The sequence below is a fragment of the Acidovorax sp. NPDC077693 genome (assembly GCF_044542805.1).
Classification (GTDB): Bacteria; Pseudomonadota; Gammaproteobacteria; order Burkholderiales; family Burkholderiaceae_C; genus Acidovorax.
The window spans coordinates 81,114-104,449 of sequence record NZ_JBITVD010000021.1; the positions used below are offsets into that span (position 1 = coordinate 81,114).

Genomic DNA, 23,336 nt, shown 5'->3' on the forward strand with positions numbered 1-23,336 from the left:
GCCGCGCATTGCGCACGGCGCACGGCCGTCGCTCAGGCGCCGCCCCAGGCCAGTGCCACCGTGGAACTGGCTCTGCCAGGCCACCGGTGGCGTCCCCCTCCCGTAGCGCGGTGAAGGCGCGCAGCGCCTCAGGGGGTGTCAATTGAAAAGATAGCGTGCCTGCAGGTTCAGGCGCAGCATGTCGCCCTGCTGGCCGTCGAACGTCGTGCGGCGGCCGCCGATCAGCTCGCCGCCCAGCTCCACGTTCTTGATCGGCAGGTAGTACATGCCGGCGTGCCATTGGTACAGCTTGTGGTTGCCTTCGGCGCCGTACGCGTTCACGTAGGCGTCGCCCAGCTTGTTGCGCGAGCGCACCATGCCCAGCGACACGGTGCCGCGCAGCTTCTCGCTGAACACGTTGGACAGGCCCAGCACCACGCCGTGCGATTTGTCGAGGCGCACCGTGCCGCCATCCAGCACGGGGTAGTTGGTGCCCACCAGGTAGGCTCCGTCGCCGTCGCCGTCCAGGCGCGTGTACTGCGCCATCAGCGTGGTGGTGCCGGTGATCTTGTAGCCCGCGCCCAGGCCGAAGCCCATGCCGCGCTTGCTCACGCCGTCCACACGCTGCTCGTGCGACATCAGGCGGGCGTTGACGTTGCCCCAGTCGAAGGCCTTGTCCACGCGGGCCACCAGGTTGGGGCTCCTGGCGCCGTCGGTGGGTTCTTCAATGGCGAACTGGAACTTGGCCAGGTTGGGGTCGTTGTACGTGTAGCGCACCTGCGTGGGGCGGCGGAAGGTCGCGCCGGGCGGGCCGTTGAAGTCCACCGTCTCGGGCAGGTTGTCGGTGTCCATGAAGGTCGACCAGGTCTGGCCGATCAGCCAGCCGGCGTACTCGCCGTAGGCGTGGCGCAGGCGCAGGCGGCCCCGGTTGCACTCGCTGCCGCAGTAGGCATAGAAGTCGGCTTCGATCTTGGTGTTGAACGTGCCGATGGAGGTGGGCGTGGAGGTCTCGAAGCCGAAGCGCGAGGTCTGCGCAGTCAGGCTGGCCTTGCCCGAGTGGTTGTCACCCAGGGGCTGCTCCATCAGGTTGGTGAAGGTGTCGCCGGGTGCGGTGCCCTTGAAGTCCTTGACCATGTTAGCTTCTGCAAAACCGTAGATGCGGATCGATGTCTCGCTGCCCGGCAGGCGGAAGCTGCCCGGAATGTCGCCCAGCACCACGGCGTCCTTCTGCTTGAGCTCGACCGCATCGATGCGGTCGTTCCAGGCCGATGCCGACGCGCCCGCGGGCGCTGCAGCGGGTGCCTGGGCCTGCTGGGCCTTGAGCTGGTTGAGCTCGGCACGCAGCGCCTTGAGCTCGTTGCGCATCTCTTCGAAATCCTTGGCGGTCTGGGCCAACGCTGCGGGTGGCAGGCTGCACAGGCCGGCGGCCAGCAGGGCGAGGAACGTGTGGTTCAGTTTCATGGTCACTCCGGTAGGGGCTTGTGGTGGTTGTCGCAGAGCACCTGGATCTCAGGCGCCCATGCGTCCGATGAAGGCTCGGATACGGTCGTTGGCGGGGTTGGTAAAAAATTCGCTGGGAGGTGCGTCGTGCGCGATGCGCCCCTGGTCGAAGAACATCACGCGGTCGGCCACCTCGCGGGCAAAGCCCATCTCGTGGGTCACCACGATCATGGTCATGCCGCCACGGGCGAGCTCGCGCATCACGTCGAGCACCTCCTGCACCATCTCCGGGTCCAGGGCCGAGGTGGGCTCGTCGAACAGCATCACCTGGGGCTGCATGGCCAGCGCGCGGGCAATGGCCACGCGCTGCTGCTGCCCGCCCGACAGTTGCCAGGGGTACTTCTGCGCATGGTCCTGCATGCCCACGCGGCGCAGCAGGGCCATGGCCTGCTCGTTGGCCTGTGCGCGTGGCGTGCGGCGGATGCGGCGGGGGGCCAAGGTCACGTTGTCCAGCACGCTCATGTGGCCGAACAGGTTGAACTGCTGGAACACCATGCCGACCTCGCTGCGCTGCTTTTGCAGCGTGGCCAGGTCGTCGGTGACGTCTTCGCCCCCGATGGTGATGCGGCCGGAGTCGTGGGGTTCGAGCCGGTTGATGGCGCGCAGCAAGGTGCTCTTGCCCGAGCCCGACGCACCGATGATCACGGTGACCTCGCCGGTGTTGAACACGGTCGACACATCGCGCAGCACCTGGTGGGCGCCGAACGACTTGCAGACCCTGTCCACGACGATGAAGGGTGTGGACGCGCCTGTCATTGGTTGCGGCCTTCCACATCGAAGCGGTACTCCACCGCGTTCGAGATCTGCGTGACCAGGGTGGTCAGCAGCAGGTAGGTGATGGCCACGGTGGACAGCGTGGCAATGGGCTGGAACGTGGCCGACTGGATGCGGTTGCCCACATTGGTCAGCTCCACCACGCCGATGGCGTAGGCCAGCGACGAGTCCTTGAGCAGCGCCACGAAGTTGCTCACCAGCGGTGGCAGCGAGATCTTGAACGCCTGCGGAAACACCACGTCCATGAAAACGTGCATCCGCCCCAGGCCCAGGGCCTTGGCGGCCTCGGTCTGGCCGCGCGGCACGGCCAGCAGGCCGGCGCGGATGGCCTCGGCGTTGTAGGCGCCCACGTTCAGGCCCAGTGCCAGCACGGCGGCTGCGAAGTCGGGCAGGTTCAGGCCCGGCACCAGCACCGGCAGCGCGAAGTACACGAACAGGATCTGCACCAAGAGCGGCGTGCCGCGGATGACCCAGATGTAGAAGCTCGCGACCCAGCGCACGGCCGCGAAGCGCGCGGTGCGGGCCAGCGCCGCGGCGGTGCCCAGCACCAGCCCCACGCTGCCGCTGATCAGCGTGAGCCACAGGGTGGTGCGCGCACCGTCAGAGAACGCCTGGGCGTTGGGGCCGATGGGATCGGGCAAAAAGGACAGCAAGCTGCCCAGCAGTGATAGCGCCAGCACCATCAGGATGACGGCCGAGACGAGCGTGGCGTTGCTGCGCTGCTGGCGGCTCCAGCGCTGCGGCCAAAAGGCAGTGAGCATGAAAAAAGACCCGGGTGACTACGAGCAGGTCGTGCTTACTGGCAGCGGACGTCTTCGTTGAAATACTTCTTGGACAGCGCGGCATAGCTGCCGTCGGCCATGACTTCGGCCAGGGCCTTGTTCCAGCCGCCGGCCAGCGAGGTGTTGCCCTTGGCCACGGCCGCAGCGATGCGCTCGATGAACAGCATGTCGCCCAGCTTGAAGCCGGCGCCGGGGTTCTTCTCGGCCACGGCCTTGGCCACGAAGCGGTCGGTCACCCAGGCGTCCACGCGGCGCGAGTTCAGGGCGCTGCGGGCGTCCACGTCGGTGGGGAAGTTCTTCATTTCCTTGATGGAGGAGACCTTCTGCACGTTCTCGAGGTAGCTGGTGCCGGTCTGCACGGCCACCACCTTGCCGGCCAGGTCCTTGGCGCTCTTGATGGCGGGGTCCATGGCGATGATCATGCCGCCCGAGCAGTAGTGCGGGTCGGTGAAGGTGACGGCCTTGGCGCGCTCGTCGGTGATGCCGTGCGAGGCGATCACGAGGTCCCAGCGGTCCTGGCGCAGTCCGGTCAGCAGGGCGTCGAAGCCCAGGGTCTTCCACTGGATGGTCACACCCATCTTCTTGGCCACCAGTTCGGCCGTCTCCACTTCGAAGCCCGTCAGCGTGGTGCCGTTGAAGAAATTGAACGGAGCGAACTGCCCCTCGGTCGCAATCAGGATCTTGCCGTCCTTCTTGACCTCGTCCAGCGTGCGGGCCTGGGCAGAAGTGAAAGCGGCACAAAGCGCGAGGGCGGTGGCTACAGCCTTGAACAATTTCATGGGAGGGGTCCTGTCAGGGGTATTTCAGGTACAAAAAATCCGGCATGCGGGTAGCAGGCCGGAGGCTGGTGGTTCGAACGCGCAGGCATCGCAAAACGCGAAGCCTGCCGTCATCAAGTGGTAATGATTATAAATATGCGAATTTTTTCCTTGGGCCTGCGGACAACCCTCAAAGCCCCGTTGTGTGCCAATTCACAACAGGTTTAGAGCGGTGTCCCCAACCAGACGCAGGGGCTGGGCCCGCGGTTGCAGGGCGCGGTCTGCACTACCGGCGCGCCCCAGCCCAGTGCCCCCGCGCAAGGGCCGCCCCGCCGCGCTGGGGGCGTCCCCCTCCAGGGGGAAGGCGCCGAAGGCGACTCAGGGGGTTGCCGAAGAAATGCGTCGTAGCCGGTCTTGAGGATCAGCGTGCTCACCACCACGATGAAGATGCCGCGCACAAAGCCCGTGCCGTGCTTGAGCGCCAGGTGCGTGCCCAGCAGGCTGCCCACCACGTTGGCCACCGCCAGCGTCACCGCGAAGTGCCACCACACGTGGCCCTTGGCCGCGAACAGTGCGATGGCGGCAAAGTTGGTCGCGCAGTTGAGCAGTTTGGCCGACGCCGATGCGTTGAGGAAGTCATACCCCAGCAGCCGCACGAACAAAAAGACGAAGAAGCTGCCGGTGCCGGGGCCGAAGAACCCGTCGTAGAAACCGATCAGCACGCCGATCAGGCTGGCGGCCACCACCTCCGTGCGGCCGCTGTAGCGCGGCGTGTGGTGCCGCCCCAGCTCCTTCTTGGCCAGGGTGTAGGCCAGCACACCCAGCAGCACCAGCGGCAGCAGCTTGCGCAGAAAGTCCGCCGACATCACCGTCACGGCCCACGCGCCGGCAAAAGAGCCCGCGAACCCTGCGGCGGCCGCGGGCAGCATGGCGTGCCACCGCACCTGCACGCGCCGGCTGTACTGCCAGGTGGCCATGGCCGTGCCCCACACCGACGCGGCCTTGTTGGTGCCCAGCAGCGTGGCCGGCGGCGCCGCCGGAAAAGCCGCGAACAGCGCCGGCACCATCACCAGCCCCCCTCCGCCCACGATCGCGTCCACAAACCCTGCCAGCAGCGAGGCCAGGGTGATAAAAATCCATTCCATCGCTGGATTGTCGCACCCGGTGCGCTATCAATTCAGGAGTCATCGGTGCGCCCGTCGAGGCCGCACACGCTGCGAGCAGGCAAGAAAAAGGCGCTGGGATCGCCAGCGCCTGGAAAGGGTCTGCACCTCGTTGGGTGCTTTGAATATGTTTATTGGTAGAAAGTGTCTCCTCGGGCCCCTCGCTTGGCACACCGAAGCGCGCTCTCGAGTGCCGCAACTGTAACGGCCGCACCCCTGTGGTGCATTGGGGGTTTCCCGACCCCTTTCCGGGGCATGGGGCTGGGGCACCCCCTGCATCTCCCTGGCATTTTCTGCTGGCATGGCTCGTGCAACCTGCTTGTAACAATTTGCGATAAGGAGCCTTCATGCGGGGAACTGTGCACCGGATTGTGGCGTGGGTGGTCTTGACCTTGGGGCTGTGTGCGGCTGCGCTCGCGCAGGGCACGCCGCCGGACGCAGTGCCTGCGCCCGTGCGGCCCATGCTGGTGGCCCAGGACACGATCAGCGCTGCGCACACCGGCTGGATGATGACCTCGACCGCGCTGGTCCTGCTGATGACGCTGCCGGGCGTGGCGCTGTTCTATGCGGGCATGGTGCGCAAGAAGAACGTGCTCAACACCATGGCCAGCGTGGTGGCGGTGGCGGCGCTGGTCAGCCTGTGGTGGTTCGCGGCAGGCTACTCGCTGGCCTTCACGCCCGGCAGCCCGTGGCTGGGCGGGTGGGACCGGGCGGGCTTTACCGGGCTGGACTTCGATCTCGCGGGCGGCAAGCTCGCGGTGAGCCATGTGGCGCCGCACATCCCCGAGTCGGTGTACGCGATGTTCCAGCTCACCTTCGCCATCATCACCGCCGCGCTGCTGGTGGGGGCGCTGGTCGAGCGCATGCGGTTTTCCGCGCTGCTCATCTTCACCAGCCTGTGGACCCTGGTGGTCTATGCGCCGGTGGCGCACTGGGTGTGGGAGCCCGGCGGCTGGCTCGCGAAGATGGGCGCGCTCGACTTTGCGGGCGGCTCGGTGGTGCACGTCAACGCGGGCGTCGCGGGGCTCGTCTGCGCGTGGTTCCTGGGGCGGCGCACGGGGTACGGGCGCGAGCCTTTCGAGCCCTACAACCTGGGGCTCACCATGGCGGGCGCCGGCATGCTGTGGGTGGGCTGGTTCGGCTTCAACGCCGGTTCGGCCGTGGCGGCCGATGGCCGCGCGGGCCTGGCGATGGCGGTCACGCACCTGGCGGCGGCCGCGGGCGCCCTGTCGTGGATGGTGGGCGAGTGGATCGTGCGCGGCCGCCCGTCGCTGCTGGGGCTGTGCTCGGGCCTCATCGCGGGCCTGGTGGCCATCACGCCGGCCGCGGGTTTTGTCACGCTGCGCTCGGCGGTGATCATCGGGCTGGTGGCGGGCCTGGCGTGCTACTGGGGCGCCACGGGGCTCAAGCGCCTGCTGCGTGCCGATGATTCGCTGGATGTGTTCGGCGTGCATGGCATCGGCGGGATCGTGGGCTCGCTGCTCACCGGCGTGCTGGCCAGCCCCACGGTGGGCGGCGCCTCGGGCAGCCTGCTCACCCAGGCCATCGGCGTGGGCGCCGTGATGGCCTACAGCCTGGTGGTGACCGGGGTGCTGCTGTGGATCACCAACTTCGTGGTGGGCCTGCGGGTGGACGAGCAGAGCGAGCAGACGGGGCTGGACATCGCCCAGCACCGTGAGCGGTTGGGGGGGTAGCGGTGTTCCCCCTGAGTCGCCTTCGGCGCCTTCCCCCTGGGGGGGACGCCACCGGTGGCCTGGCGAGCCCAGTTCCACGGCGGCCCTCGCCTGGGGGGCGCAGGCTCGAAGGCCGTGGGCAGGGCCTCCCTTCAGACGTTACCTCCACTGAACTGTGACCCCTATGTCTCAAGGAGCGACCATGCCTGATTCCGACAAGCTGGCCATTGCCGCCCACCTGCACGTGCTGCTGCGCCGCAAGACGGGGCGCGTGACGGATACCGAGTGGATGGCCGTGAACGTGGACTATGCGGCCGAGGTGGTGCGTTTTGCGCGCCAGCGCGCCCAGGAGGACGGCGTGCCCGAACTCGCCGACTGGGCCGACCGGCTGGACCACGCCATGCACGCTGCGCCACCGCCTGCCGCGCGGCGCCCGCTGCTGGACGTGGCGACCCAGGCCATGCGCCAGCGCGGTGCACCAGCCGCGCCCGAGCCCGCTCCCGAGGTGCCGCGCTATGTGGGCGGTATCCGCTAGGCGCTGCCCCGACGCTCCGCCCCTTTGCCGTCACTTCGCCGCCCGTGCTGTGGTTCAGTGCGCGGGCGTGCCGCCGGCAAACAGCGCGGCGGTGGGCAGCAGCCCGTGGAGCCTGTCGTCGCCATAGGTGCGCAGCACCTGCGACACCACCACCTGGTAGCCATTGAGCCACTGCGCCTGCGCGGCCTTGGCCTCGAGGTGGGTGGGGTGGCTCATGAGCGCCTGCAGTGCCTCGAGCGACTGCCAGTAATACACGTTGGAGACGAGGCCCCGCGCCGTGTCCTCCCACGCCTCTTCGCCCAGGTAGCCGTCGATGGAGCGGGCGGCGGTGGCAATCGCCTGGTCCAGGCGGTGGAAGGTGTCGTCGAACTGCCGGGTGGCAAAGATGAAGGTGGAGGAGTACATGGGGCGCGATGGTAGTCACATCGCAGGCGGTCGCCTCGCTTCATCCACGCCAGTTCCCGCTGGCCTGTCTGCCTGCCTGTCTGCCTGCCCGCCTGCGGGCATGGGTGGTGGTGCCGAGGATCGTTGCGGTTGTTCCGGGGTCGTGCCCGGTGGCTTCCAGCAACCCACCACCGTTCGCGCCGAGCCCGTCGAAGCGCGGCGCAGGCTTCGACAAGCTCAGCCCGAACGGTGGGTGGGAGTGCTGGAGCCCGCCGCCTGCGATGCCGCCATCAAGCCCTCATCGCTCCCTATCCGCTCCCTATCAAACTCCATCACGCCCCCGTCAGGCCGCTTGGCGCGCTGCCTGACGCGCCTTCACGATCCACTCCGCCGCCTTCTCGGCCAGCATCAGCGTGGGCGAGTTGGTGTTGCCGCTGGTGATGGTGGGCATGGCGCCCGCGTCCACCACGCGCAGGCCGGCCACCACGGCGCCGGGGCCTCCGCGCGGATCGCGCACGCGCATCTGCGAGTCCAGCACGGCCATCGGGTCGCCGTCGCGGCCCATCTTGGTGGTGCCCACGGGGTGGAAGATGGTGGTGGCGATGTCGCCGGCCAGGCGGGCCAGGTCTTCGTCGCTCTCGAACTGCACGCCGGGCTTCCATTCCTCGGGCTGGTACGCGGCCAGCGCGGGCTGGGCCACGATGCGGCGCGTGACGCGCAGGCTGTCGGCGGCCACCTGGCGGTCTTCGGGCGTGGAGAGGTAGTTGGGCGCGATGGCCGGTGCGGCCTTGAAGTCGGGCGCCTTGATGTTCACCGTGCCGCGGCTGGTGGGGTTCAGGTTGCACACGCTGGCCGTGAACGCCGGAAAGCTGTGCAGCGGCTCGCCGAAGGCGTCGAGCGACAGCGGCTGCACGTGGTATTCGATGTTGGGGTAGGGCTGGCTTGCGCTGCTGCGCGTGAACGCGCCCAGCTGGGACGGGGCCATGCTCATGGGGCCGCTGCGCTTCATGGCGTATTCCAGGCCGATCTTGGCCTTGCCCCAGAGCGAGCCGGCCATGGCGTTGAGCGTGGGCACGCCATTGACCTTGAAAACCGCGCGGATCTGCAGGTGGTCCTGCAGGTTGGCCCCCACGCCCGGCAGGTCGACGGCCACGTCGATGCCGTGCTGGCGCAGCAGCGCGGCGGGGCCGATGCCCGACAGCTGCAGCAGCTGCGGCGAGTTGACGGCGCCGGCGCTGAGGATCACTTCATCCGTCGCCAGGGCGGTGACCATCTCGTGGCCGTCCCACACCTGCACGCCGGTGCAGCGCCGGCTGCCGTCGGGCTGGGTCTCGATGACGAGCTTGGCCGCCTGCGCGCTGGTCCACATCTCGAAGTTGGGGCGGCCGTAGCAGGTGGGGCGCAGGAAGGCCTTGGCCGTGTTCCAGCGCCAGCCGCTCTTCTGGTTGACCTCGAAGTAGCCCACGCCTTCGTTGTCGCCGCCGTTGAAGTCGTCGGTGGCCGGAATGCCCGCCTGCTGCGCGGCCTGGGCGAAGGCGTCCAGCACGTCCCAGCGCAGGCGCTGCTTTTCGACCCGCCACTCGCCGGTGCTGCCGGTGGACTTGTTGCCGTGCAGGCGCTTGAAGTTTTCATTCACGCCGCCGGGCTGGTCCAGGCGCCAGTGGTCCTCGTGGCGGCGAAAGTGGGGCAGGGTGTTCTCCCAGCGCCAGCTGGCGTCGCCGGTCAGCTCGGCCCACTGGTCGTAGTCGCGGGCCTGGCCGCGCATGTAGATCATGCCGTTGATGCTGCTGCACCCGCCCAGCGTCTTGCCCCGTGGGTAGCGCAGCGTGCGGCCGTTCAGGCCCGCGTCGGGTTCGGTGTGGTAGAGCCAGTCGGTGCGCGGGTTGCCGATGCAGTACAGGTAGCCCACGGGGATGTGGATCCAGTGGTAGTCGTCCTTGCGGCCGGCTTCGATCAGCAGCACCCGGTAGCGGCCGTCGGCGCTCAGGCGGTTGGCGAGCAGGGCGCCGGCGGTGCCGCCGCCGATGATGATGGTGTCAAACGTGGTGTCGCTCATGGGCAGGGCAGATCGGATCGGGGCAGCGGTGCTGGCAGGGTGGGTCGGTGCGCCATTGTGCGGATCGCACATGCCCTGTCGATAGGGGTCCTGCCTATTGCTATTGTTTTAATAGCTGGTGGCGCTTTAAGGTCCAGCGGTAGGGGGCTGTTTGATATTAATTTCACGCGCGGAAGGCCTGCAGCCCTGCCTTCGGCGGGCGTAAATCCTACGCGCTGCGGTGGCGCGCCTCCGCTACCATGCAGCCTCTCTCATCCCATGGCGGCCGCGCCGCCCAGTCCATGACCGACCCAGCACCCCGCATCGTTCGCGCAGACACGCCCCAGGGCGCGTGTGCGCAACTGCACGGGCGCTGGGGTGCTGCCGAGCTGGGCACCCGCAGGCAGTGGGCGGCCGTCTCGGGGCAACTGCAATCCAACCCCGCCGCGCCTGACCTGGGCTGGGACCTGACGCCGCTGCAATGGCTGGACCACGTGGGCGCGCAGCTGGTGTGGAACCACTGGCAGCGGGCCTGGCCCGAGCGGCTGGACTGCACCGACGCCCAGCGCGACATGCTCGAACGCGTGGCGGAGCTCACCACCGGCACCGAGCCGCCGCGCGAGCCGTGGCGGCTGGCCGAAGAGGTGGACCGGCTGGGCGTGCTGGTGCTGCATGGCGTGAACCACGCGCGCCACATGCTCGAAATGGTGGGCCAGCTGGTGCTGGACATGGGCCGCCTGGCGCGCAACCCGCGCCGCGGGCCCTGGCGCGACGTGTCGGGCCACCTGTACCGCATGGGGGCCACCGCGCTGCCCATCACGGCGCTGGTGGGCTTTCTGATCGGCGTGGTGCTGGCCTACCTCATGAGCCTGCAACTGCGCCAGTTCGGGGCCGAGTCGTTCATCGTGAACATCCTGGGCATCTCGCTGATCCGCGAGCTGGGGCCCATGCTGGCCGCCATCCTGGTGGCGGGCCGCTCGGGCTCGGCCATCACCGCGCAGATCGGCGTGATGCGCGTGACCGAAGAACTCGACGCCATGCGCGTGATGGGCATCCCGCACGGCTTTCGGCTGGTGATGCCGCGCACCATCGCGCTGGCCATCGCCATGCCGCTCATCAGCCTGTGGACCACGCTGGCCGCGCTGGCCGGGGGCATGCTGGCGGCCGACCTGGCCATGGACATTTCGCCCGCGTACTTCGTGCAGGCGCTGCCGGCGGCCGTCAAGGTGGGCAACCTGGGGCTGGCCATGGCCAAGTCGGTGGTCTTCGGCGCCTTCATCGCGCTCATCGGCTGCCACTGGGGCCTGCGCGTCAAGCCCAACACCCAGAGCCTGGGCGAAGGCACGACGGCATCGGTGGTGACGTCGATCACCATGGTGATCATCGTGGATGCCCTGTTCGCCATCGGTTTCAAGAACATCGGTATATGAAGTCCCCCCTGTGTCGTTTCGCTCCATCCCCCCTCAAAGGGGACGCCACCCGTGGCCTGGCGAAGCCAGTTCCACGGTGGCACTGGCATGGGGGCGCGCCAGTTGCTGCGTTGGGTGGCGGTACATACGCGTCTGGGGAGTGGTGCCATGACTGAACGCATCGCCAAGCCCGAGCACATCGCCGTGGCGCCGGACGAGCCGCCGGTGGTGGACGTGCGCGGGCTGTGGAGCATTTTCGGCAAGGGCACCGAAGCGTTCACCGTGCACCAGGACCTGAACTTCAGCGTGCAGCGCGGCGAGATGCTGTCGCTGGTGGGCGGCTCGGGCACGGGCAAGACGGTGTTGCTGCGCCAGATACTGGGCCTGGCCAAGCCGGCGCGCGGCACGGTGACGGTGCTGGGGCGGCCCGCGTCGGAGATGGGGCGCGAGGGCGCGGCCAGCCGCGTGGGCATGCTGTTCCAGCACGGCGCGCTGTTCTCGGCCTTCAACGTGCTCGACAACGTGGCCTTCGCGCTGCGCGAGCAGGGCACGCTGCCCCACGATCTGGTGCGCGACGCGGCGCTGGTCAAGCTGCAGATGGTGGGCCTCAAGCCCGAGCACGCGAGCCGCATGCCGTCCGATCTGTCCGGCGGCATGGTCAAGCGCGTGGCGCTGGCGCGTGCGCTCATCATGGACCCGCCGCTGTTGCTGCTCGACGAGCCCACGGCGGGGCTCGACCCGAACAGCTCCGACGAATTCTGCGCGCTGCTGCGCGAGCTGCGCGCTGCGCTGGGGCTCACAGTGGTGATGGTCACGCACGACCTGGACACCCTGTTCGCCCTGAGCACCCGCGTGGCGGTGCTGGCCGACAAGAAGGTCATCGTCACCGGGCCACCGCACGAGGTGGCGCATTTCAAGCACCCGTTCATCGAGCAGTTCTTCATGGGCGAACGCGGCCAGCGCGCCATGGCGCCGGTGCAGGCCCCCGCACCCGAATCCGCATCCGCCCCCCTCACTGAACCCGCACCTCCACCCCCACCTGCATTGGCGCAGGGCCCCGCGCAGCCGGCCGCACCCCAGCCAGACAAGGAACACACCTGATGGAAAACAAATCCCACGCGCTTGCCGCAGGCATCTTCGTGCTGGTGGTGGCCGCCATGCTGGCGGGCCTGGCCATCTGGCTCACGCGCGACAGCGCCAACTACGAGCAATTCGAGCTGTCCACCAAGGACGGCGTGGGCGGCCTGCAGCCCCAGGCCGCAGTGCGCTACAAGGGCGTGGCCGTCGGCAAGGTCACCCGCATCGGGTTCGACCCGCAGGTGAGCGGCAACGTGCTCATCCGCATCGCCGTCAACGAGCAGGCGCCCATCAGCCCCACCACCTTTGCCGTGCTGGGCTACCAGGGCGTCACGGGCCTGGCCCACATCCTGCTGGACGACGCCGAAAAGCCCTACCCCGAGCTGCCGCCGGGCCCGAGCGGCCTGCCGCGCCTGCCCATCAAGGCGTCACCGTTCGGCAAGCTGGCCGAACAAGCCCCCGCGATCCTGAGCCAGGTCGAAGAAGCCACGCGCCGCGTGAACCAGATCCTGTCGGACAGCAACCAGCAAAAGCTCTCCGAGGCCATCGGCAACATCGCGCTGGCCGCCGGCAGCGTCAACACGCTGACCCAGCGGCTCGATGCCACCGTGGCCCAGCGCCTGGACCCCGCCCTGGCGTCGATCCCGCCCCTGGCCAACGACGCGCGCAAGACCCTGCAGTCGCTGCAGCAGGCCGGCGCCAGCGTGTCGTCGCTGGCGGCCGACGTGAGCAAGACCACCCAGCGCCTGGGCGCCGACGGCGGGCCCATCGACCAGATCACGATCGGCACGCAATCGCTGGCGCGCGCGGCCGACCAGTTCAGCACCACCACGCTGCCACGCCTGAACCGCGCGGCCGACGACACCTCGCGCGCCGCACGGCAGCTGAGCCGCACTGCCGGCGGCGTGTCGGACAACCCGCAACTGTTCATCTACGGCTCGGGGCGCGTACCGCCCGGCCCGGGTGAAGCGGGGTTCAGCCCCCCCTGAGCCTCGCCTGCGGCGCCTTCCCCCCGAAGGGGGGCGCAGCCGGTGGCCTGGGGAAGCCGGTTCCATGGGTGCGCTGGTATCCCGGCAGCGCCGGTCGTGAAGCGTGTGGCGATGCCGCCGAAATGGATCTCTGAGGAATGCAAATGAAGACTATCAAAAGCATAGCTGGCCGCGCTTATCTGTCCGGCGTGAGCGCCGTTCTGGGCCTGATCCTGCTGGCTGGCTGCTCGGCCCTGCCCACGCCGCCCGCACGGCCCGTGCTGTACGACTTCGGCCCCGGCGCGCTGGCCCCGGTGCCCACCGACCGGCGCGCGCCACTGCCGCCACTGGCCCTGGCCGACGTGGACGCGCCCGGCCTGCCCGAAGGCAGCAACGCCGTGCTCTACCGCCTGATGTACGCCGACACCCAGCAGCTGCGCCCCTACAGCCAGGCCCGCTGGAGCCAGCCGCCCGCGCAGTTGGTGCAGCAGCGCCTGCGCGAGCAGCTGGGCCAGCGCCGCGCCATCCTCAAGGCCGACGACGCCGCCGCCCAGGCGCGCGACCCGGCCCAGGGCAGCCGCCTGCCGTCGGTGCTGCGTGTGGAGCTGGAGGAGTTCAGCCACGTGTTCACCAGCGCCACCGACAGTGCCGGCGTGGTGCGCCTGCGCGCCACGGTGGTGGACCTCGCCTTGGCGGGCGAGGTGCTGCGTGGCCAGCGCGTGTTCATCGTGCGCACCCCCGCCCGCAGCGCCGACGCCGCAGGCGGCGTGGCCGCGCTGTCGGATGCATCGACGCAAGTGGCGCAAGAGCTGTCCCAATGGCTGGAGCAGGTGGCCGACGTCCGGCCCTGATGCCGCCGCCGTGAGGCGCGGCCCCGTGGGGCCACCCTGCTGTGCGGGCCATGGTGGTCTGTGTGTACACCGCCTTTCGTTCGAGAGGATTCCAGGCGGGCGAGCACGGCACTGCGTTGCGTGATGGAAACAGGGACGCATTCCCAGGCGCATCCCCGGAGCACTGGCAGCCGCAGTGCGTACCATGCGGCTTCCCGTTTCCCAAAAATCACACAACACACCGAGAGGGGTTCCCATGTTCATCGTCTGGGGGAAGAAGCTCGTCTATCGAAAACTCGGCCATGTGGCCGATTTCTGCCCTATCTGCCGCAAGCCGCGGCCCTTCGTGCTGCGGCGCCTGGGCTCGGCGGGGCACGTGTACTACATCACCGTGAGCCAGGGCGAACTGGTGGGCTACGAGCGCACCTGTGCGCGGTGCGGCACCGCGTTCAACGCCGAGCCCACCCACTACGCGGCGGTGGCGTCCCAACCGGCGTCTTTGCCCGAGCTGGCGCGGCAGACCTTCCCGAACCTGGAGCAGGCCTGGAAAGAACGGCTGGACCTGGAGCGGCAGCTGCGCGAAGACCCGCGCGCCCTGCATGCCGATGACCGCAAGGCGCTGATCCGCAGCCCGTTTTTGCTGCTGTCGCCCAAGGTCGAAAAGCGTTTTGCCTCCACCCATTTCGACAAGGAGGTCGGTATCTCGGCGCTGGTCGCGCTGGGCTTGATGATCGCCGGGCCCGCCCTCGTGCACAAGGTGTCCCCCGACTCGTCCGACCTGGCCGTGCTGGTGTTCATGGCCCTGGGCGTGCTGCTCGTGATCGTGCAGATGGTGCTGGCGGGCGGGCGGTTCATGCGGCGCGAGGTGGTGCCGGTGCTGGCCCAATGCCTCAGGCCGCTGCAGCCGACACCCGGTGAGTTGCAAGCCGTGATGGCAGAGCTCAAGACCCTGCGGCACAAGATGGCCAGCAAGCTCCGGCTGGAGGACCTGATCGCGCACCTGCGGGGCCCGCAGGGCGCTGCCGGGGCGCGCGGCTGAACCAGGTTCTGGGAACGCCGGCGTGCAGGCGGGGCGGGAAGACGCCGCCCCGCTGCGGTACTGCGGCGTCCGTGCCCTACGGCTGGGGCTTGTCGGGGGTTTTGGATACCGGCGCTGCGGCCACGGACGGTTGCCCCTCGATCCCCGTCACCACCCGCGCATAGCGCGCGAAGCTCCAGTACGCCCAGGCCCAGTCCATCAGCACGACCAGCCGGTTGCGAAAGCCGATCAAAAAGTACACGTGCGCAAACAGCCAGAACAGCCACGCGAAGTAGCCCGAAAACCGCACCGGCCCCGCGGGCGAGGTGAGGTCCACCACCGCCGAGTTGCGGCCGATGGTGGCCAGGTTGCCGTAGTCGCTGTAGCGAAACGGCTGCGTGGGCTGGCCACCGAGCCGCCGCAGGATGTTGGCCGCCGCGGCGCGGCCCATCTGCTTGGCACCCGGCGACACGCCGGGCACCGGCTTGGGCTCGTGCCCGGGCGCATGGCTTTGGGCCGAGGCCAGGTCGCCGATCACGCTGATCTCCGGGTGGCCGGGCAGCGACAGGTCGGGCGCGACCACCACGCGGCCTGCGCGGTCGGTGGTGCAGCCGGTGGCTTCGGCCAGGTGCCGCCCCAGCGGCGAGGCCGCCACCCCCGCAGCCCAAACAATGCATTTGCTCTTGATTTGATAGCTGTTGGCGCCTGCTGAACCAGCGGTAGCGGGCGATTCCACCATCAAACCTTCAGCATCAATGGCCGTGACACGGGCCTGCAGCCGCACCTCCACGCCCAGCTTCTCCAGTTGCTCCTTCGCGCGTTGGCTCAGCGCCTCGGGCATGGCCTGCAGCACCCGCGCGCCGCCTTCGAGCAGGATGATCCTGGCGCTGGCCGGGTCGATGTGGCGAAACTCGCCGGGCAGCGTGTGGTTGGCGATCTCGGCCAGGGTGCCCGCCATCTCCACACCGGTGGGCCCGGCGCCCACCACCACGAAGTTGAGCCAGTCGGCGCGGCGCGCGGGGTCGGGCTCCTTCTCGGCGGCTTCGAACGCCAGCAGGATGCGGCGGCGAATCTCGAAGGCATCGTCCAGCGTCTTGAGCCCCGGCGCATGCGTGGCCCACGCGTCCTGGCCAAAGTAGCTGTGCGTGGCGCCAGCAGCCACGATGAGGTGGTCGTAGTGCAAAGGCTCCGACGGGTGCCCGCCTTCCTTCAGGTGCACCGCGCGCGCCGCCACATCGATGCGCGTGACTTCGCCGAGCAAGGTGGTGACATTGGGCTGCTGCCGAAACAGATGTCGGATGGGCGCCGCAATGGCCGGTGCCGACAGCCCGGCCGTGGCCACCTGGTACAGCAGGGGCTGGAAAAGGTGGTGGTTGGTCTTGTCGATCAGGGTCACATCCACCCCGGCACCGCGCAGCGCGCGGGCGGCTTCCAGGCCGCCGAAGCCGCAGCCGATGATGACGATACGGGGGCGGGGTGGCAGAGAAGCGGCAGAAGGATTGGTCATGCCGCCATTATTGGCGCATGGACCACAGCTGCCTGGCATGGCGCGAATGCGAGGCGGGGCTACCGACTGACCGGGCCACCAGGTCAGCGCGTGCAAACAGCATGCAAAGGCACCGCCCGGCGGCTGCGCGACGGCACGCCGTCCTGCGTCAGGCCATAAATCCCAGATTCGCCGGATAGTCCGCCCCGCCAAAGTGGCTGAGGTTGGGCAGCACGCCCGGCAGCTCGGTGTTGCTCACGCCGAACCAGCTGGCCAGCGTGGCCGCGTACTGGTCGACCGAGGTGCTGGGCAGCAGGCGGCCTTGGCCCACGTGCCACTGGTCGTTGGCGTCTGTCGTGTTGGTGATGCTGACCGGCGGCGCCTTGCCGTAGAAGGCCTTGCCCTTGACCGCACCGCCGACCATCAGGTGGTGGCTGCCCCAGCCGTGGTCCGATCCGTCGCCGTTGGAGCTGAGCGTGCGGCCGAAGTCCGACGCGGTGAACGCGGTCACCTTGTCGGCCAGGCCCAGCTCTGCCGTGGCGTTGTAGAACGCGGTCATGGCTTCGCTCACGCGCTGCATCAGCACGGGCTGCTGCGATATCAGGTTGTCGTGCAGGTCGAAGCCTCCCAGCGACACCATGAACACCTGCCGTTTGCTGCCCAGCGCGGTGCGCGCGCCGATCAGGCGGGCCACCATCTTGAGCTGGTCTGCGAGCGGGTTGTTGGTGGGGAACGCGGTGGTCAGGTTGACCCCGGCCAGTCCGGAGGTGATGGTGGCTTCGGCCCCCACGGCCCGGGCGGTGATGCGGTTGTATTCGTTCTCCAGCGCCTGGCCGCTGTTCTGCTGGATCAGCGAGGTCAGCGCCGAGCGCACGGCGGTGGAGCCATACACGTTGTTCTTCACGCCATTGATCGGAATGGCGCCGCCCGTGCTGACCTGGTATTGCAGCGCCGAGTCGCCCGACAAGAACACCGCATTGCCGGTGACGGAGATGCAGGTGAACAACGAGGTGCCGTTGGACGACAGCGCCAGGTCGCCCAGGTTGCCGCCCCAGCCCACGGTGGAGCCTTCGGGCGAGGACGACTGCCACACCGATTGCTGGTCGTTGTGCGAGAACAGCTTGGGCGGCAGCGGGTACAGCGCGCGATTGCTGTTGTTGTACTGCGCGCGTGTGAGCGGCACCACCAGCGGCCCCACGTTCAGCTGCACGGCGGCCTTGCCGGTGTTGAACAGGTTGGTCAGGCCCGTCATCGCGGGGTGCAGCGCGTACTGCCGCCCACCGGCCAGCGGCGTGGTGGGCGCGAGCAGCGTGGGGGTGAGCGCGGACTTGGCCAGGGCGATGCCGCCCGCCGCCTGCCCGCCTGCGCCGCCGCGGATGGTGCTGTATTTGTTGTAGCTGTCGTCGTCGTAGGTGATGACGGTGTTGGCGTAGTCGTTGCCGCCGTACAGGAAGACGCAGACCAGCGCCTTGTAGTCGGTGGCGGTGAAGGCCGCGGCCTCGCCGACCGCGGCGAGGTTGAGCGCAAACGGCAGCGCGGTGCCCGCGATGCCCAGCTGGGCCGAGCGGCGCAGGAAGGCGCGGCGGGAATGGAGTTCGGGCTGGATGAATTGCATGGCGGCGCGCCTTACTTCTGGATCAGGTATTCGGCCGAGGCCATGACGAGGAAAATCGCGGCGGCCACGCGGTCGCGCTTGGCGTTGTCCGTGCTGGCCGCGGTCACCGCCGTGGCCTTGAGGGCGTCCGCAATCAGCTTCACGGTGCCGGCGGACAGCTGGCCGCCCGTCATCAGCAGGTTGACCCGCGCGACCAGCGCATCGGCATCGGCCACCATGGCCAGCTCGGTGGTGTAGGCCGCCTTGATGTCGTAGCCGTTGGTGGCGTTGCTGCCGCCGTTGGGCAGGTCTGGCGCATTGACGAAGATGCCGTTGCGGATCACGCCCTGCATGTAGTTGAGGTAGCCGCCCACGCTGCTCTCGTTGACCAGCTGGAACTCGGGCGCGACGGCACCGGCCGTGGCCAGCGCGGTGGAGGGGGGCACGTAGCCGGGCCGAAAGAAGTTGAACACCGAGGGCGAGCGCAGCGGGCTTTGCGCCAGGCGCGTGCCGGCCGAGCTCAGGTCGCCGATCTTCCAGCTGCCGTACTGCGACGAGATGCCGAAGGTACGGCCCCATTGCACGAAGCGCAGCATGGGTTCGCGCAGCCGTCCGAACATGGGGTCGGCAAGGCCCGCGGGGCTGCGCGCATCGTTGTCCAGCAGCACGGCCTTGATGACCGCGCGCATGTCGCCCCGCACGCCGGCGCCATTGTTGTTGAAGGCGGCCGACACGCGGCTCACGTAGCCGGGCGAGGGGTTGCTGGTGACCAGCCGCTGGATCAGCTGCTTGCCGATGAACGGCCCGACGTTGGGGTGGTTGAAGATGGTGTCGAGCGCCGTCTTGAGCGCCGCGGCGCCGGGCGTACCGGCGGCCACCGTGGTGCCCAGGAAGGTGGCCGCCAGCGTGGAATGCAGCGACGTATTGAGCGACATGGGCAGCCGCGTGAAGTCCGTGCTGGGCACGGTGCGCGTGGTGCCGGGCACGGTGACCGGGCTGTTTTGCGACTGGTTGTAGTCGTAGCCGGTGAACACGCGCGCCAGGTTGGTGACGTCGCTTTGCGTGTAGCTCTCGACCACCTGGCCCGAGCCGTTGCGCTTGGCGGTGCCGTCCTGGTTCAGCTCCACGAGGCCGATGGACATCAACTGCAGGATTTCGCGGGCGTAGTTCTCGTCGGGCTGGCGTCCCGAGGCCGCGTTTTCCTTCTGGTTGCCACGGGTGTTGAGGTAGTAGCCCATGGCGGGGTTCAGCGTCACGTCTTCGAGCAACTGGCGGAAGTTGCCGAACGCATTGGCCACGAGCTGGTCCCAGTAGTGGGCCATGGCGTGGCTGCGCCAGTTGAAGTCCAGGCCCGAGAGCGACACCACGCAGATCTCCGACAGCGCGAGCGCGACCCGCTTGCGCAGGCCGTCGGTCGATGTCATGAGCTGCTGCCAGATCATCGCGTCGCCGGGGTAGGTGTTGTCGTAGTACGCGGTGGCGTTGTCCACCGCGTTGTAGCCGCGCTGGTTCAGCCAGTCCCAGCCCTTGGTGCCCACGGGCTGGCCGAACTGGTCGTTGACCCACGCGTCGTAGCTGCTGGCCCGCAGGCTGGCGATGTCGGTGGTGGAGGCGGAGAACTGCGCCTGCAGCAGAAAGCGCGCGGCCTCCTGGTCGGTGCGTGCCGTGGGGTAGGCGGAGGTGGCCGGCGCGGGCGGTGGGGGCGACGATGGCGTGGGCGCCGGTGAGGGCGCAGGCGCAGATCCGGGCGCGGGCGCGGGTGTGGGAGCGGGTGCCGGCGCGGGACCGGTGGGCGCAGGTGCCGGGGGGGCGCCGGGCGCGGGCGTGGCCGGGGGGGCCGCGTTCTCGTTGGCGGCATCGCCACCGCCGCCGCAGGCCGCCAGTGCGACGCTGGCCATCAGTGCGGCGAGTGTGGCGTCCCGGGGCAGGGGCGCGGCCGGGCGTGGGGCGGGTGCGGCTATGGCAGCGCTGTGGGATTCCCGTGCAACCTCGGCGTCCGCTGCGGCGTGAGGCGCTTCTTTCATCTGTGTCATGGTGTTGTGCTGGTTGTTTTTCGCGAAGCACCTTCCCATGGAGCACACGCAGCACGCCTGAATCGGTGAAATGCTGCACGTCTGCTGAGGATGCCACGGCCCTGTAGCCAAGTGTATGGATTTGCAACTGGGAGCCTCCAGCCCTAAATCGTTATCAGTGACTACAAACAGTCACCAAATGAAACTGTTTCCACAGGGGCTCCGGTTTCGACTAGCTCCCAGCGTCGAGTCCCACACGCCCATCGTGTTGCGTGGCCCCTTGTCCGGCATCGCTGTAGTCCACCAGCCGACGCCGGCTTCCCCCCAATGCCTACGCGCCGCGGAGCGCCATGTTTTTACAGTGACTCCATCGCTGCAAGGCACCGTGAACCGCCATATCGGCGGAAGGCCACGGCGAATCAACCCTCTAGGAGGAAGACCATGAACGAAGACACCATCAAGGGCAACTGGAAGCAATTCAAGGGAAAGATGGTTGAGCAGTGGGGCAAGCTCACCAACGACGATTTCGATGTCATCGATGGCAAGCGCGAACAGTTCCTGGGCAAGGTCCAAGAGCGCCAGGGCATCGCCCGCGACGAGGCTGAAAAGCAGCTCAAGGACTGGCAGTCGCGCCACCCCGATTTCCGCTTCAACGACTGAAGCACCGGTTCTGCCGACCCTGATTCCCCTGACCCATACCAAATCACAGCAACGCTGATCGAGGAGAAAAACCCATGAAATTCGCACGTACCCTGATTGCTTCTGTCGCCGCTGGCCTGCTGGCCACTTCCGCCTTCGCGCTGACAGATGCCGAATACAAGACCGGCAAGGAACGCATCTCTGCCGACTACAAGGCCGCCAAGGCCCAATGCGACACGCTGAAGGCCAACGCCAAGGACATCTGCGTGAAGGAAGCCAAGGGCGCGGAAGACGTTGCCAAGGCTGAGCTCGACGCGCAGCACAAGCCCAGCCCCAAGGCCACCCGCAAAGTGGCTGAAGCACGCGGTGACGCTGCCTACAACGTCGCCAAGGAAAAGTGCGATGACCTGAAGGGCAACGAGAAGGATGTGTGCGTGAAGGATGCCAAGGCAGCCCACGTGAAGGCCAAGGAAGACGCCAAGGTTGCCGAAACCCAGGCCAAGCCTGCCGACAGCGCAGCTGAAAAGGGCGCAGCCGTGGCCGAAGCCAAGAAGGACGCCAACGCCGAGAAGAACGAAGCCAACTACAAGGCTGCCAAGGAGCGCTGCGATGCGCTGTCGGGCGACGCCAAGTCCAAGTGCGTGGACGACATGAAGCGCATGTACGGCAAGAGCTGATCATGCAGCCTGATCACGCAGCCCTGCGCTGCTGATCCTGTGACCATTGCGCCCATGGCCTGATGGTTGTCCAAGACAAATGCCCCGCCTCCGCGGGGCATTTGTCTTGGGCGCAGCGCATAGGGTCGCTGCGTTGCATCTGACCTGCATCAACATGCGGCGGGCCCCTTGAAACTAAGCTCGTTCCCTTGTCTTTCACACAGTGCGCGCGGCGCAGCAAGGGAACACTCCATGGCTCAACTCGAATGGTCGGACGCTCTCGCCCTGGACCTCGATCTGATGGACGACACGCACCGGGAATTCGTCGACCTGCTGGCCGTGGTCGACCACGCCGACGATGCGCAGTTGCTCCCTGCCTGGGAGCGGCTCGTGGAGCACACCGAGCAGCACTTTGGCCAGGAAGACGCCTGGATGGCATCGACACGGTTTGCCTCGGGCAACTGCCACAGCATGCAGCACCGCGTGGTGCTGCAGGTGATGCGCGAAGGCGCCGCGCTCGCGCGGCAGGGCGACGAGAAGGTGCTGCGCGTGATGGCGAGCGAGCTGGCGTTGTGGTTTCCGCAGCATGCCCAAAGCATGGACGCGGCGCTGGCCCTGCACCTGCGCCGGGTGGGGTTCGACCCTGCCACGGGCGTGGTCCATGCACCGCAGGCCTTGCCAGGTGAACTCATCCACGGCTGCGGCGGCGCCACCTGTTCGGACGCTTCCAGCCTGGGCGCAGTGCAGTCGGTGCAGGCCGCGTTGGCCTGACACCTGCGGCGACGTGGGGCTTGGCAGCGCTGTGCGGTGCTGTGCTGTGCTGTGCTGTGCTGTGCTGTGCTGCGTGGCGGCCACGGTAGCGATGGCGTCATCCGTGAAGGTGCGCACCCAGGCCGCCCCGCGGGTTCTTGCGCTGGGTCGCGCCGGCGGCGTATGGCATGCTGGCGGGGTGTTGTGCCACCGCCCCCTGCCATGGACACCCTCGCCTTCCCGGACCCCCTCATCGACGACGTGCAGCGTCTGCTGGCCCTGCAGCGCTACGCCATCCTGGATACGCCCATGGAGCCGGCCTACGATGAGCTGGCCGACATGGCGGGCCATGTCTGCGCCGCCCCGGTCGCGCTGGTGAGCTTCCTGGACCGCGAGCGCCAGTGGTTCAAGGCCGCGGTGGGCCTGGAAGTGCGCGAGACACCGCTGGACCAGTCCATCTGCCGCTACGCAGCACGCCAGACCGGCGTGTTCGTCGTGCCCGACCTGGCGCAGGATGCGCGCTTCGCGCACTTCGACATCGTGACGCAGGAGCCCCCCATGCGGTTCTATGCGGGCGCGCCCCTGGTGACCGCCGACGGCTATGTGCTGGGCACGGTGTGTGTGCTGGACTACGTGCCCCGCCTGCTGGCGCCGCGCCTGCAGGATCTGCTGCTGGCCATCGCGCGCCAGGTGATCCGGCTGCTGGAGCTCAAGCGCGCCAACGAGCGCCAGGGCCACATGCTGGTGGAGCTGGAAGAAGCCCGCCGCCAGATGGCCGTGCTCGCCCACACCGACGTGCTCACCGGGCTGGCCAACCGCCGCTCGTTCACCGACCGGCTGCGCCAGGAGCTGGCCCTGCTGCAGCGGGGTGGCGAGCCCGCCTGCCTGCTGATGCTGGATGTGGACCACTTCAAGCGCGTGAACGATGTGCATGGCCACCATGCCGGCGACATGGCACTGCAGCACGTGGCCACGCTGTGCCGCGAAGTCTTCCGCGCTGCCGACGTGGTGAGCCGCTGGGGCGGCGAGGAGTTTCTGGCGCTGCTGCCGGCCACGCAGGTGGAGCAGGCCCAGGCCGTGGCCCAGCGCCTGCACGCTGCGCTGGCGGCCCGGCCTGTGCCGGGCATCGAGCCCACCCTGGTGCTGACGGCCAGCATGGGGCTGTCGCCGTTCGATCCGCAGCGCCCGCTGGACATCACGCTGCGCCACGTGGACGCAGCGATGTACACCGCCAAGCGCGAGGGGCGCAACCGCACGGTCGTGGCCTGACGCCGCGCGTTGCGATTTGCTATGTTTTTCATAGCTGATAGCGCT

20 protein-coding genes and 1 pseudogene are annotated in these 23,336 nt (G+C 68.3%); 11 read left to right on the top strand and 10 right to left on the bottom strand.

What is annotated here, in order from left to right; all coding sequences use genetic code 11:
- Positions 1-138: 138 nt before the first annotated feature.
- From ACIGHN_RS24425 to ACIGHN_RS24445, 5 genes and pseudogenes are all read right to left on the bottom strand, one after another.
- On the bottom strand, positions 139-1,440 hold the full coding sequence (locus ACIGHN_RS24425; protein ID WP_056410152.1) for a DcaP family trimeric outer membrane transporter: 1,302 nt from the start codon (positions 1,438-1,440) through the stop codon (positions 139-141).
- A gap of 48 nt (positions 1,441-1,488) precedes the next feature.
- The gene (locus ACIGHN_RS24430) at positions 1,489-2,235 is read right to left on the bottom strand and encodes an amino acid ABC transporter ATP-binding protein (protein WP_056410149.1); all 747 of its coding nucleotides are present in this window, start codon (positions 2,233-2,235) and stop codon (positions 1,489-1,491) included.
- Positions 2,232-3,014: an amino acid ABC transporter permease gene (locus tag ACIGHN_RS24435; RefSeq protein ID WP_396506676.1), complete on the bottom strand. Its 783-nt coding sequence runs from the start codon at positions 3,012-3,014 to the stop codon at positions 2,232-2,234. Before ACIGHN_RS24435 ends, ACIGHN_RS24430 begins: the two co-directional genes overlap by 4 nt.
- A gap of 35 nt (positions 3,015-3,049) precedes the next feature.
- Positions 3,050-3,814 (bottom strand): ABC transporter substrate-binding protein, encoded by a 765-nt coding sequence (locus tag ACIGHN_RS24440; protein WP_056410145.1) that lies wholly within the window; start codon positions 3,812-3,814, stop codon positions 3,050-3,052.
- A 368-nt stretch (positions 3,815-4,182) separates the two neighbouring features.
- Positions 4,183-4,938 (bottom strand): annotated as a pseudogene (locus tag ACIGHN_RS24445) (sulfite exporter TauE/SafE family protein); the annotation flags it as partial.
- A 365-nt stretch (positions 4,939-5,303) separates the two neighbouring features.
- On the opposite strand from ACIGHN_RS24445, the gene ACIGHN_RS24450 reads away from it, so the two are divergent.
- Together ACIGHN_RS24450 and ACIGHN_RS24455 are read left to right on the top strand one after the other, a co-directional pair.
- Positions 5,304-6,650, top strand: a complete 1,347-nt coding sequence (locus ACIGHN_RS24450) for an ammonium transporter (RefSeq protein WP_396506678.1) — start codon at positions 5,304-5,306, stop codon at positions 6,648-6,650.
- 181 nt (positions 6,651-6,831) lie between these two features.
- Entirely contained in the window at positions 6,832-7,164 is a 333-nt protein-coding gene (locus ACIGHN_RS24455; protein WP_056410140.1) for a hypothetical protein, read from the top strand.
- A 54-nt stretch (positions 7,165-7,218) separates the two neighbouring features.
- Here ACIGHN_RS24455 and ACIGHN_RS24460 read toward each other — a convergent pair whose 3' ends face one another.
- Positions 7,219-7,569, bottom strand: coding sequence for an antibiotic biosynthesis monooxygenase family protein (locus ACIGHN_RS24460; RefSeq protein ID WP_396506680.1), 351 nt, complete (start codon positions 7,567-7,569; stop codon positions 7,219-7,221).
- 322 nt (positions 7,570-7,891) lie between these two features.
- On the bottom strand, positions 7,892-9,604 hold the full coding sequence (locus tag ACIGHN_RS24465) for a GMC family oxidoreductase (protein WP_056410137.1): 1,713 nt from the start codon (positions 9,602-9,604) through the stop codon (positions 7,892-7,894).
- Between the two features lie 281 nt (positions 9,605-9,885).
- Here ACIGHN_RS24465 and ACIGHN_RS24470 point away from each other — a divergent pair, with 281 nt between their 5' ends.
- The 5 genes from ACIGHN_RS24470 (at position 9,886) to ACIGHN_RS24490 (ending at position 14,906) form a co-directional block, all read left to right on the top strand.
- Entirely contained in the window at positions 9,886-11,013 is a 1,128-nt protein-coding gene (locus ACIGHN_RS24470; RefSeq protein WP_056410135.1) for an ABC transporter permease, read from the top strand.
- Between the two features lie 147 nt (positions 11,014-11,160).
- Positions 11,161-12,093: an ABC transporter ATP-binding protein gene (locus tag ACIGHN_RS24475; protein ID WP_396506682.1), complete on the top strand. Its 933-nt coding sequence runs from the start codon at positions 11,161-11,163 to the stop codon at positions 12,091-12,093.
- Positions 12,093-13,058 carry an MlaD family protein gene (locus tag ACIGHN_RS24480; protein WP_056164824.1) on the top strand — a complete coding sequence of 322 codons (966 nt, stop codon included), beginning with the start codon at positions 12,093-12,095 and terminating at the stop codon, positions 13,056-13,058. Before ACIGHN_RS24475 ends, ACIGHN_RS24480 begins: the two co-directional genes overlap by 1 nt.
- Positions 13,059-13,201: 143 nt before the next feature.
- The gene (locus ACIGHN_RS24485) at positions 13,202-13,888 is read left to right on the top strand and encodes an ABC-type transport auxiliary lipoprotein family protein (protein ID WP_396506684.1); all 687 of its coding nucleotides are present in this window, start codon (positions 13,202-13,204) and stop codon (positions 13,886-13,888) included.
- 235 nt (positions 13,889-14,123) lie between these two features.
- Positions 14,124-14,906: a hypothetical protein gene (locus ACIGHN_RS24490; RefSeq protein WP_056410132.1), complete on the top strand. Its 783-nt coding sequence runs from the start codon at positions 14,124-14,126 to the stop codon at positions 14,904-14,906.
- Between the two features lie 76 nt (positions 14,907-14,982).
- On the opposite strand, the gene ACIGHN_RS24495 is transcribed toward ACIGHN_RS24490, so the two are convergent.
- The 3 genes from ACIGHN_RS24495 to ACIGHN_RS24505 form a co-directional block, all read right to left on the bottom strand.
- Complete coding sequence (locus tag ACIGHN_RS24495) at positions 14,983-16,392, bottom strand: NAD(P)/FAD-dependent oxidoreductase (protein WP_396506686.1); 1,410 nt, start codon at positions 16,390-16,392, stop codon at positions 14,983-14,985.
- 148 nt (positions 16,393-16,540) lie between these two features.
- A complete protein-coding gene (locus tag ACIGHN_RS24500) occupies positions 16,541-17,986 on the bottom strand; it encodes a DUF1501 domain-containing protein (RefSeq protein ID WP_396506688.1) in 1,446 nt (481 codons plus the stop codon).
- Between the two features lie 11 nt (positions 17,987-17,997).
- Positions 17,998-19,998: a DUF1800 family protein gene (locus tag ACIGHN_RS24505; protein ID WP_396506690.1), complete on the bottom strand. Its 2,001-nt coding sequence runs from the start codon at positions 19,996-19,998 to the stop codon at positions 17,998-18,000.
- Positions 19,999-20,418: 420 nt separating this feature from the next.
- Between ACIGHN_RS24505 and ACIGHN_RS24510 the strand changes: the two genes are divergently transcribed.
- The 4 genes from ACIGHN_RS24510 (at position 20,419) to ACIGHN_RS24525 (ending at position 23,291) form a co-directional block, all read left to right on the top strand.
- On the top strand, positions 20,419-20,637 hold the full coding sequence (locus tag ACIGHN_RS24510) for a CsbD family protein (RefSeq protein ID WP_056410127.1): 219 nt from the start codon (positions 20,419-20,421) through the stop codon (positions 20,635-20,637).
- Between the two features lie 74 nt (positions 20,638-20,711).
- Positions 20,712-21,293 carry a hypothetical protein gene (locus ACIGHN_RS24515; protein ID WP_056410125.1) on the top strand — a complete coding sequence of 194 codons (582 nt, stop codon included), beginning with the start codon at positions 20,712-20,714 and terminating at the stop codon, positions 21,291-21,293.
- A gap of 231 nt (positions 21,294-21,524) precedes the next feature.
- On the top strand, positions 21,525-22,043 hold the full coding sequence (locus ACIGHN_RS24520) for a hemerythrin domain-containing protein (protein WP_396506692.1): 519 nt from the start codon (positions 21,525-21,527) through the stop codon (positions 22,041-22,043).
- Positions 22,044-22,244: 201 nt separating this feature from the next.
- Positions 22,245-23,291 carry a GGDEF domain-containing protein gene (locus ACIGHN_RS24525; RefSeq protein ID WP_396506694.1) on the top strand — a complete coding sequence of 349 codons (1,047 nt, stop codon included), beginning with the start codon at positions 22,245-22,247 and terminating at the stop codon, positions 23,289-23,291.
- Positions 23,292-23,336 lie beyond the last annotated feature (45 nt).

Bases quoted from the DNA above. Each gene is read 5' to 3' on its own strand.
- ACIGHN_RS24425 (WP_056410152.1), bottom strand. From the start codon at position 1,440: ATGAAACTGAACCACACGTTCCTCGCCCTGCTGGCCGCCGGCCTGTGC.
- ACIGHN_RS24430 (WP_056410149.1), bottom strand. From the start codon at position 2,235: ATGACAGGCGCGTCCACACCCTTCATCGTCGTGGACAGGGTCTGCAAG.
- ACIGHN_RS24435 (WP_396506676.1), bottom strand. From the start codon at position 3,014: ATGCTCACTGCCTTTTGGCCGCAGCGCTGGAGCCGCCAGCAGCGCAGC.
- ACIGHN_RS24440 (WP_056410145.1), bottom strand. From the start codon at position 3,814: ATGAAATTGTTCAAGGCTGTAGCCACCGCCCTCGCGCTTTGTGCCGCT.
- ACIGHN_RS24450 (WP_396506678.1), top strand. From the start codon at position 5,304: ATGCGGGGAACTGTGCACCGGATTGTGGCGTGGGTGGTCTTGACCTTG.
- ACIGHN_RS24455 (WP_056410140.1), top strand. From the start codon at position 6,832: ATGCCTGATTCCGACAAGCTGGCCATTGCCGCCCACCTGCACGTGCTG.
- ACIGHN_RS24460 (WP_396506680.1), bottom strand. From the start codon at position 7,569: ATGTACTCCTCCACCTTCATCTTTGCCACCCGGCAGTTCGACGACACC.
- ACIGHN_RS24465 (WP_056410137.1), bottom strand. From the start codon at position 9,604: ATGAGCGACACCACGTTTGACACCATCATCATCGGCGGCGGCACCGCC.
- ACIGHN_RS24470 (WP_056410135.1), top strand. From the start codon at position 9,886: ATGACCGACCCAGCACCCCGCATCGTTCGCGCAGACACGCCCCAGGGC.
- ACIGHN_RS24475 (WP_396506682.1), top strand. From the start codon at position 11,161: ATGACTGAACGCATCGCCAAGCCCGAGCACATCGCCGTGGCGCCGGAC.
- ACIGHN_RS24480 (WP_056164824.1), top strand. From the start codon at position 12,093: ATGGAAAACAAATCCCACGCGCTTGCCGCAGGCATCTTCGTGCTGGTG.
- ACIGHN_RS24485 (WP_396506684.1), top strand. From the start codon at position 13,202: ATGAAGACTATCAAAAGCATAGCTGGCCGCGCTTATCTGTCCGGCGTG.
- ACIGHN_RS24490 (WP_056410132.1), top strand. From the start codon at position 14,124: ATGTTCATCGTCTGGGGGAAGAAGCTCGTCTATCGAAAACTCGGCCAT.
- ACIGHN_RS24495 (WP_396506686.1), bottom strand. From the start codon at position 16,392: ATGACCAATCCTTCTGCCGCTTCTCTGCCACCCCGCCCCCGTATCGTC.
- ACIGHN_RS24500 (WP_396506688.1), bottom strand. From the start codon at position 17,986: ATGCAATTCATCCAGCCCGAACTCCATTCCCGCCGCGCCTTCCTGCGC.
- ACIGHN_RS24505 (WP_396506690.1), bottom strand. From the start codon at position 19,998: ATGACACAGATGAAAGAAGCGCCTCACGCCGCAGCGGACGCCGAGGTT.
- ACIGHN_RS24510 (WP_056410127.1), top strand. From the start codon at position 20,419: ATGAACGAAGACACCATCAAGGGCAACTGGAAGCAATTCAAGGGAAAG.
- ACIGHN_RS24515 (WP_056410125.1), top strand. From the start codon at position 20,712: ATGAAATTCGCACGTACCCTGATTGCTTCTGTCGCCGCTGGCCTGCTG.
- ACIGHN_RS24520 (WP_396506692.1), top strand. From the start codon at position 21,525: ATGGCTCAACTCGAATGGTCGGACGCTCTCGCCCTGGACCTCGATCTG.
- ACIGHN_RS24525 (WP_396506694.1), top strand. From the start codon at position 22,245: ATGGACACCCTCGCCTTCCCGGACCCCCTCATCGACGACGTGCAGCGT.